This window comes from Aminobacter sp. 01T433 (assembly GCF_056398585.1).
Genome location: NZ_JBFTPR010000014.1, coordinates 38,982 through 48,324, shown reverse-complemented (window position 1 = coordinate 48,324; position 9,343 = coordinate 38,982). Strand labels below are relative to the sequence as shown.

Below are 9,343 nucleotides of genomic sequence, written 5' to 3'. Positions count from 1 at the left end.
GCGCTCCGGCCAATACCCCTCAACCCGTCTCGGCGCTGCGCGCCGATCCACCTTCTCCCACAAGGGGAGAAGGCAAGCCCGCCCACCTGCCCACCAATTCCGCCATGCTGGTGTAATCTCCGCTCGATATCAGCCGCCATCCACGTCTGAGATGAGAGGGCATTTCGAGCGATGACCGTTTCTGTTCCTGTGCAAGTTCCGTCGCACTTTCCCTCCGATGCCGAGATCAAACGCATCCTCGCCGAACGTATCGACGAGCAGAGACAGAGCCTCGGCATCGTCGTCGGTATTTTTGGTCCTGAAGGCAGGCGTATCGTATCCCATGGCCGTTTCGGCGCCTTTTATGCCCGCCCTGTCGACGGCGACACCGTGTTCGAGATCGGCTCGATCACCAAGACCTTCACCACGCTGCTGCTCGCTGAAATGGCCGGGCGCGGCGAGGTCAGTCTGGATGACCCGGTCACCAAATATCTGCCCGAAACGGTGACCGTGCCGGAACGCGGCGGCAGGCAGATCACCCTGACCGATCTCGCGACCCACACCTCGGGACTGCCCCGCCTGCCTGGCAATCTTGAACCAGCCGACCTCGAAAATCCCTACGCCGACTACACCGTCGAGCAGCTTTACGCTTTTCTCTCCGACTACGCCCTGCCCCGCGACATTGGCAGCCAGTACGAATATTCGAACCTCGGCATGGGGCTTCTCGGCCATGCCCTGGCCAGACACGCCGACACTGACTACGGCAACCTGCTGCACGAGCGCATCCTCGCACCGCTCGACATGTTGTCGAGCGCCGACACCGTCTACCCCGACATGAAGAACCGGCTGGCCAACGGCCATGACCAGACGCTCGCGCCCGTTGCCGGCTGGGATCTGCCGACGCTCGCCGGGGCCGGTGCGCTGTTGTCGAGCGTAAACGACCAGCTGAACTATCTCGAAATGCTGCTCGGCGCGCGGCCCTCGCCGCTTCGGGAAGCGCTCGCCACCACCTTGGCGACCCGGCGTCCGACCGGCGGCGAAAACGACGAGACCGGACTTGGCTGGGTCATCTCAGGCAGCGGGAACAGCCAAGTCATCTGGCACAATGGCGGCACCGGCGGCTACCGCTCCTTCCTCGGCTTCATGCCGGCCAAAGGCATCGGCGTCGTGGCGCTTTCCAACACAGCGACCGAAATCGGCGTCGACGACATCGCCCGACACCTGCTCGACCCCGGCATGCCGCTTGCCCAGCCACCTAAAGAACGAGTGGCTGTTGCCATCGACCCGGCGATCTATGACGGTTATGTCGGCGACTACCCGCTGAGCCCCGACTTCGTCCTGACCGTAAGCCGCCAAGGAAACAGCCTGTTCGTCCAGGCCACCGGGCAGTCGAAGGTGGAAATCCAGCCGGAGAGCGAAACCGCTTTCTTTTCCTCCGACGTCAACGCCCAGATCATTTTCGAAGTCGATACTGTCGGCCAGGCGAAAAGCCTGACGCTGCACCAGAACGGCATCGAGCAGCGGGCACGGCGGGTGGCCGTTTAGCCACTCCACCCAGGCTCAGCGTAAGCGGAACCTCATTGCTTCGAGCAAGGCTCTCCTTTTAGGTGGGAACGAACCAGCAGATGCCGCCGTTTGTTCGAAAAGGAGACTTGCCATGCAGGACCCTGTTGCGACCCCCATCCGCTCCGGAAGCTGTCTTTGCCGCGGCGTGACGTTCCGCGTGAGCGGCGATCCGCTTCGGGTAGGCATCTGCCATTGCACTGACTGCAGAAAGAGCAGCGGCGCGCCGTTTGCGGCCTATGCCGTGTGGCCGATCGAGGCCTTCGAGCAGGAGACCGGCTACACCAGCACCTATGCCAACCGAAGCTTTTGCACGACCTGCGGCGGCCGCGTCGCATGGCTGAGCGATGGCGAAGCCGAAGTCACCATCGGCAGCCTGGATGACGTTCCAACCGGCCTTACCCCTGGGTACGAGCTCTGGGTCAAGAGGCGCGAGCATTGGCTCAGCCCGTTGCCTGGAGCCGCCCAGTTCGACCAACATAGGGTCGAGACCGAACCATCCCTTGACGTCACGCAGGCAGGATAGTCCGCCTGCGCTGGCATGGTCATGCGCATCCCTACTCCGCAGCCAGTGCCGGACGGGGAGCTATCTCGGTGATATTGTCGTGGTCCACGACTTCCTGTTCGTCCGCCTTCTTCTTCGGCTCACGTCCGAAAAACAGCGCGTAGCCGGCCGGCAGCACCAGGATGGTCAAGACCGTCGCAACAAGGATGCCGCCCATCATGGCGTAGGCGAGCGGGCCCCAGAACACGCCGCGTGAGATCGGGATCAGCGCCAGCACCGCCGTCATCGCCGTCAAGACGATCGGCCGGAAGCGGCGCACGGCCGCCCCCACGATCGCTTCGTAGCGTTCCATGCCGGCCGCAATGTCCTGGTCGATCTGGTCGACCAGAATGATCGAGTTGCGGATGATGATGCCGAGCAGCGCGATCACGCCCAGGATCGCCACGAAGCCGAAGGGCGCGCCTGAGATCAGCAGCGCCGCCGCCGCCCCGATGATGCCCAATGGCCCCGTTGCCAGAACCAGCATCGCCTTGCCGAAGTGCTGCAGCTGCACCATCAGCAAAAGCACGATGACAAGCAGCATGACCGGCGCCTTGGCGGCGATCGAAGCCTGGCTTTCGGCCGCGTCCTCGGCACCGCCCTGGATCTCGACCTTGTAGCCGGGTGCGAGAGCGTCGCGCAGCGGCTTGAGGTCGGCATAAAGCTTCATCGCCACGTCGTTGGGCTGGATGCCGTCGGGCAGCGTCGCCCTGACCGTAATCGTCGGCAGGCGGTCGCGGCGCCATTCGATGCCCTGCTCCATCACCGGCACCACCTTGGCCACCTGCGACAGCGGCACGAAGCTGCCGAAGTCGGTCGGGATATAGACCGAGTTGACCGCCGTCAGCAGGTGACGATTGGCCTCCGGCTCGCGGGCGACGATCGACACCGTCTCCTCGCCGTCGCGGAAATCGTCCAGCGGCGCACCCTGCATGGTTGCCTGCAGCATCTGGCGGATGCGCTGCGAGGAGACGCCAAGCGCCCGCGCCCTGTCTTGATCGACCACCAGCTTCATCGCCGGCACCGGCTCGAGCCAGTCGTCATGGATGGCGCCGAGTTCCGGCGTCGCTTCGAACTTCGCCTTCACTTCGTCGGCGATGCGCCTGACCTCGGTCCTGTCGGGGCCCATCACGCGCAGCTGCACCGGCCAGCCCGTGGGCGGCCCGAGGAACAGGCGGTCGACCTTGCCGCGGATCGAGGGGAAATCTTCGGCCAGGATGGTGCGCAGCTTGACGATCAGGCGCTCGCGCGCCGGCTCGTCATTGGCCATGACAAGCAGCTGGGCGTAGTTCGGGTTGCGCAGCTGCTGGTCGAGCGGCAGGAAGAAGCGCGGCGCGCCCTCGCCGATATAGGTGGCGATGAACTTCTTGTCGGGATCGTCCATCATACGCGCTTCCAGCGCCTCGGCCTGCTTTTCGACCTCCTTGATGCTGGTGCCCTCGGGCAGCCACAGGTCGACGAGGATTTCGGGCCGCGACGACTGCGGGAAGAAGTTCTGCGGAATGAACTGGAAGGCAAAAAGGCTGCCGAAGAAGGTCACCAGCGTCAGGGCAAGCACGATGATGCGATGACGCACCGCCCAGCTCACCGTCGCGCGCAGGCGGCGGTAGAAGTTGGTGTCGAAGGCGTCGTGATGACTGCCGGCATGCTTGCGCTGCTTCAGGATCATGTTGCCGAGCCATGGCGTGAAGTAGACCGCCACGAACCACGAGATGACAAGCGCGATGCCGACGACGTAAAACAGCGAACGCACATATTCGCCCGCCGTCGATGCGGCAAAGCCGACGGGAATGAAGCCTGCCGTGGTGATCAGCGTGCCGGTCAGCATCGGAAACGCCGTCGACGAATAGGCAAAGCTCGCGGCGTCGACCTTGACCAGGCCCTCCTCGAGTTTTCGCTCCATCATCTCGACGACGATCATCGCGTCGTCGACCAAGAGCCCGAGCGCGATGATCAATGCGCCGAGCGAAATGCGCTGCAGGTCGATGCCGAGCTGGTACATGACGGCGAAGGTGGCGGCGAGCACCAGCGGAATGGTGATCGCAATCACAAGGCCCGAGCGCCAGCCGATCGACAGGAACGACACCACCAGCACGATCAGCAGCGCTTCGATCAGCGCCTTCATGAACTCGCCGATGGCCTCCGTCACCACCTCGGGCTGGTTGGAGATCTGGTCGACCGACACGCCATAAGGCAACGATTCCTCGAAGCGCTTGTAGGTCTCCTCGACGGCCTTGCCGACGTCGGTGACCTTGAAACCCTTGGCCATCACCACGCCGACCTGGACGCTGTCCTGGCCGTTGTAGCGGAACTTGCGCTGGTAGGGATCTTCAAGCCCGGTCGTCACGGTGGCGATATCGCCAAGACGGGTGACCTGGTTGCCCGCGCGCAGGCGCAGCTCGCGGATGTCGGAGGCCTTGGAAAGGTCGCCCTCGACCGAAATGCGCACCGAATGCATGCCGGTGTCGACAGCGCCAGCGGGATCGATGTTGTTCTGGCCTGCAATGGTGGCACGAACGTCGTTCAGCGTCAGCCCACGTTCGGCCAGGGCCTTGGAAGAGACGTCGATATAGATGCGCTGCGGCTGGTCGCCGAGGATGACGGCCTTTTCAACGCCGGGCGTCGTCAACAGCATGTCACGCGCCTTGATGGCGATCTTCTTGAGCTCGGGATAGCTATAGCCTTCGCCAGCGATCGAATGCAGCGTGATGAAGGTATCGCCGAACTCGTCATTGAAGAACGGGCCGATCAGGCCCTGCGGCAGCTCGCTCGAGATGTCGCCGACCTTCTTGCGCACCTGGTAGAAGGCGTCCTTCACCTGGGCTGTGTCGGTATTGCCCTTGACCTGCACGGTGATGATGGCGCTGCCGGCGCGCGTATAGGACTTCACCCAGTCGAGATGCGGCGTTTCCTGCAACTTGCGCTCGATCTTGTTGACGACCTGGTCCTGCATCTCCTCGATCGAGGCGCCCGGCCACACCGCCTGCACCACCATGACGCGGAAGGTGAAATCCGGGTCCTCGCTCTGGCCCATGCGCATCAGGCCAAGCGCGCCGGTGATGATGATCAGCCCGAACAGGAAGCGCGCGATGCTCGGATGCCCGATCGCCCAGCGCGACAGGTTGAAGGGCTGCTTGTCCTGGCTGGAATTGTCCATGGCCGTGGTTCCGCGCTGGCGCATGCGGGCCTGTCAGCGGCACCGGGACATGCGCAGGGTTCAATGTTCTACGGGGCCGCGGCAGCCCATCGGCCGCGCGGCGCCTGGCGGGATGTTTGTCTTCAGCGAACCGTGGCGGTGGCTTCGTTCGCCGCCGCGCGCTGTTCGACCGTCGGCAGCTTGACCTTGAGATTTTCGGTCATGAACTGGGTGCCGGCAGCCACCACGATATCGCCCGGCTTCAGTCCGTCGGCGACCTCGACGCCATCGTCGGCGAAGCTCGCGACCTTGATGTCGCGCGCATGCACGGTTTGCTGGTCGTTGTTGACCACCCATACGATCTGCTTGCCATCCTGCTTGCCGAGCGCGCTTAGCGGGATGGACACGAATTCCTTGCCATTATTGACCGACGCCGAGATCTTCGCGGTCATGCCAAGCAGCACACGTGCGTCGTCAGGCAGGCTGACGCGCACCGAAAAGGTCCGCGACTGCTGGTCGGCACTGCCGGCAACCTCGCGCACCTTGCCGTCGAGCGCGAGCTTGTCGTCCGACCAGAAGCTGACCCGGACCGCCTTGCCTGGCGCGAACTGGGCGATTTCCAGCTCGGGCACCGCGATCTGCACTTCCTTTTCGCCGTCGACTGCGACACTGACCACCGGCGTACCGGCGCCGACCACCTGGCCGGTGTCAGCATTGACAGCGGTCACGATGCCGTTCTGGTCGGCGCGAAGCTCGGCATAGCCGACCTGGTTCTTGGCCTGCTCCAGCGACGAAGCCGCTGCATCGCGCAGCGCAACCGCCTGCTTGTAGCTCAAGGCCGCCTGCTCGCGCTGGGCCTGAGAGGCAAACTTCTTGGCAAAAAGCTGTTCGGCGCGCTGATCGACAAGCTGGGCTGTCTCGACCTGCTTTTGCGCTGCTTCGAGATTGGCCGCCGCACTGCTGACCCCAAGCTGGTAGTCTGTCGGGTCGATGCGGGCCAGAAGGTCGCCCGTTTTGACCTTGTCGCCGATATTGACGGCGCGTTCGGTCATTTTGCCGGCCACGCGGAAGCCAAGATTCATCTCGGTGCGCGCCTTGACCCCACCCGAATAATCGAGCTCGCGGGTCGTGCCTGCGCTGGCGATCTCCACCACCTTGACGGGGCGTATCGCCGCCACCGTTTCGGTCTTGGCTTCAGAGCAGGCGGAGACACCAATGCCGATCAGCGACACAAGTGCCAGGCTGGCGAGAGGACGCAGTTTCGCATTGAAGGTTTTGAACGAATTCATCGTTCGCACTCCCGGTTGTCTGTTGATCTGGATGCCGGCCCGTCAGCCGCTTTGCTATTTCAGCGCCCTGAGGGCGTATTCAGTCAGTTCCTCGAAGGTCGCGCGGTTCGGCTTGTTGACGCATTGCGACACCATCTGGGGATGGCACAGGGTCGCTGTTGCAGCACCGAAGCAGCGCGCGGCAATCTGTGGATCTTGCTTGGAGAATTCGCCCGATGCGATGCCCTGCGCGATGACTTCCGCCATCAGGTCGTGCAGCCGGTCGATGTGTTTTTCAATGACGTGCCAGTCGCGCTCCAGCGCGATGATGACCATTTCATGCACCTTTTCCTGATCGAGCATGGTCTCGACGGTCAGGTTGTGCTGGGCATGGATGAAGCGGCGCAGGCGCTCGGTGGCACTACCTTCCGCGCGCAGGATCTGGCAGGCCATCTGGTAGACAGCGGCAAGCATGCGGCCGCAGATCGCCTGGTGGATTTCCACCTTGGAGGCAAAAAAGCGATAGATATTGGCCGGCGACATGCCGAGGTCGCGGGCGATGTCGGCGACATTGGTCTTGGTGTAGCCATAGTGCCTGAACAGACGCTCGGCCGAATCCAGGATGCGTCCGACAGTCTCCTGTCGCGCCAGATCCACGGGGCTTTCGGTAACGTCGTTCATATCAAGGTCGCTCGATTTTTTACGAATGACGAATTTCTATTTTCGTCAGTCGTAAACCGTAAATCGTCTATCGTCAATCCGCAGCGCTGCAAAAACTGACATATGCTGCCAGCGGCATAACGGGTTGGTTCGTGGCATGATCGGGTGGCGAGGCTTACGCGAACGAAAACACCGCACTCGGTTTTGTCAAAACGGCGCTACCGGTGCCGACATCTTCCACCGCATACTCGGCCACCAGCCGAAGCCGCGCATGCGGCAGGTGCGCCCGGCCGGGATCGCCGACCAGCACCTCGATGCCTGCGAAAACACAACGATCGAGGAAAGCCGTCACGCGTTCGCCAAGATCAGGCGCGTAAAACAAGTCGCCGACCAACACGATGTCGACCTCGGGTGGCGGCCCGTTCGTCAGGTCATCGCCGACCGCAGTCAGATCCACCTCGTTCAGCGCCGCATTGAGCCCGATCGCAGCGATGCCGTTGCTGTCGATCTCCGCGGCCAGAACCGAGCGCGCGCCAGCCTTGGCCGCAGCGATGCCGACAAGCCCCGAACCTGCCCCAAGATCGAGCACGCGCCGTCCCCTCACCGTCTCCGGCCGGTCGCAAATGTGACGAGCAAGCACCAGCCCGCCCGCCCATTGATAGGCCCAGTAGGGCGCAGGTGGATCGTCCCCCTCCTCGTCGCTGATGTCATCCCCGGAAAGCCGCGACAATCCGCTCGCCGGATGGGCGGTATAGAGCCTGATTTCCGGCAGCAAAGGAACCGACGCAACCAACAGGTTGGCCACGATGAATGCCGTGGCATCCGGGTGCGGGTTAGGCCTTGGGTTTTGAATGTTCAACAGTGGTTCTCATGCCGCGTGCCATGGCAGCACAATGGCCGACTTCGCGCCTCGCGCAAGCCCGCGTCGGCATGAGATTGAACATCTGCGGCAAGCGGATGATTGATTTTGACGGGGTAGAAGCAGGAGGCTGGCAAAAGACAAAGATAGGCTTCCACCCCGCATTGAGAGACGACGTCAGCTCATTTTGGCCAGGATCTTGCCCATGTCTGCCGCGTCAAACGCTTTCAGTGTCTGTGTTTTGACATTGCCAAGTGATGATATGGACAGGCTGAGTGCGGTCGCTGTCAGGTCATCGGGCGCTTCGACAATGGCCACCACGTCATGCTTGCCTAGCGTCCACAGCAGCGTATGGACCTTGGCGCCACCTTTTTCGGCCATCGCCCTGAATGCGTCGGCTCGCTTGGTCGTTTCCCGTACCGACTTGACCCCTTGTTCCGTGAAATTAGTCAGGAAAACATAATATGCCATGCTTACCTCCCTCGATTGAGGAGGCGTGCGGGCGCATCAGGCGTTGCCGCCGTTTCTCCCGCCGGCACCCTAGCACGGATCGTCATGCTTTGATGCAGGCGGGGGCATAGGTCATAGGAGCTAGAGCAAGATCCCGACGCTTTAGCGTCAGGACTTGAGCACGCCCGACTTCTTCGCCACCCAGGTGGCGATGTAGTCCATCAAGGCAGGCGACAGGCAATCGTAGGGCTCACGGCCAAGTTCGCGCAGCCGGGCGCGCACGCCGTCCATCTCGGAGGGGTCGACACCAGCCTCGATGATCGACGACACGAAAGCGGCAAAGCCGGGTTCCGCCCAGCCCGCTTCCTGGAAGCGCTCGGGATGGATGAAGTCGAGGCCCTTGAAGGCGTGGTCGCGCTCGACCGGGCCATACATGTGCACGCCGCACCCCTTGCAGGCATGGCGCAGGATGAGAGCTGAAGGATCGACAACCGCAAGCTTGTCGCCGTTTTCCAGCACCGTGACGTTTTCATGCGCGGTGACGGCCGCGATCGAAAACTTGGCGCCTGCTGGCTTCCAGCACTTGGTGCAGCCGCAGACATGGTTGTGCGCGACCTGTCCTTTGATCGCCACTTTCACCGGTCTGTCGGTGCAGGCGCAGACCAGCGTGCCGCCAGTGAAACTGGCGCTGCCGGGCTTGACCCCGACATCGAGCGCCGGATGTATCGATACTGAAGCCATGTCCTGTTCCTCCCTGTTTCGGCGTCCACGCCGACACCTTCAAACGGTATGCAACAACGAGCCCAACTCGACTGGTCCCATACGATACATGGCGCAAAGGCACTTGTGCATATCCGCCGTTCAGATTGCCGTGATCTCAGCTG

The 9,343-nt window shown here is 62.6% G+C and carries 8 protein-coding genes; 2 read left to right on the top strand and 6 right to left on the bottom strand.

Annotated elements, in window-relative coordinates:
* Positions 1 to 171 precede the first annotated feature (171 nt).
* Together AC1DLV_RS22045 and AC1DLV_RS22040 are read left to right on the top strand one after the other, a co-directional pair.
* Entirely contained in the window at positions 172 to 1,524 is a 1,353-nt protein-coding gene (locus tag AC1DLV_RS22045) for a serine hydrolase (RefSeq protein ID WP_476802196.1), read from the top strand.
* A gap of 112 nt (positions 1,525 to 1,636) precedes the next feature.
* Positions 1,637 to 2,068, top strand: coding sequence for a GFA family protein (locus tag AC1DLV_RS22040; RefSeq protein ID WP_476802195.1), 432 nt, complete (start codon positions 1,637 to 1,639; stop codon positions 2,066 to 2,068).
* Between the two features lie 31 nt (positions 2,069 to 2,099).
* On the opposite strand, the gene AC1DLV_RS22035 is transcribed toward AC1DLV_RS22040, so the two are convergent.
* The 6 genes from AC1DLV_RS22035 to gfa all read right to left on the bottom strand — a co-directional run bounded on the left by AC1DLV_RS22035 (position 2,100) and on the right by gfa (position 9,200).
* Complete coding sequence (locus tag AC1DLV_RS22035; RefSeq protein ID WP_476802194.1) at positions 2,100 to 5,243, bottom strand: efflux RND transporter permease subunit; 3,144 nt, start codon at positions 5,241 to 5,243, stop codon at positions 2,100 to 2,102.
* A gap of 122 nt (positions 5,244 to 5,365) precedes the next feature.
* Positions 5,366 to 6,511 carry an efflux RND transporter periplasmic adaptor subunit gene (locus tag AC1DLV_RS22030; RefSeq protein ID WP_476836243.1) on the bottom strand — a complete coding sequence of 382 codons (1,146 nt, stop codon included), beginning with the start codon at positions 6,509 to 6,511 and terminating at the stop codon, positions 5,366 to 5,368.
* A 54-nt stretch (positions 6,512 to 6,565) separates the two neighbouring features.
* Positions 6,566 to 7,171 carry a TetR/AcrR family transcriptional regulator gene (locus AC1DLV_RS22025; protein ID WP_476802192.1) on the bottom strand — a complete coding sequence of 202 codons (606 nt, stop codon included), beginning with the start codon at positions 7,169 to 7,171 and terminating at the stop codon, positions 6,566 to 6,568.
* A gap of 154 nt (positions 7,172 to 7,325) precedes the next feature.
* Entirely contained in the window at positions 7,326 to 8,009 is a 684-nt protein-coding gene (locus AC1DLV_RS22020; RefSeq protein ID WP_476802191.1) for a class I SAM-dependent methyltransferase, read from the bottom strand.
* Between the two features lie 177 nt (positions 8,010 to 8,186).
* Entirely contained in the window at positions 8,187 to 8,480 is a 294-nt protein-coding gene (locus AC1DLV_RS22015; protein ID WP_476802190.1) for a GYD domain-containing protein, read from the bottom strand.
* A gap of 147 nt (positions 8,481 to 8,627) precedes the next feature.
* A complete protein-coding gene (gene gfa, locus AC1DLV_RS22010; RefSeq protein WP_476802189.1) occupies positions 8,628 to 9,200 on the bottom strand; it encodes an S-(hydroxymethyl)glutathione synthase in 573 nt (190 codons plus the stop codon).
* Between the last annotated feature and the right edge of the window lie 143 nt (positions 9,201 to 9,343).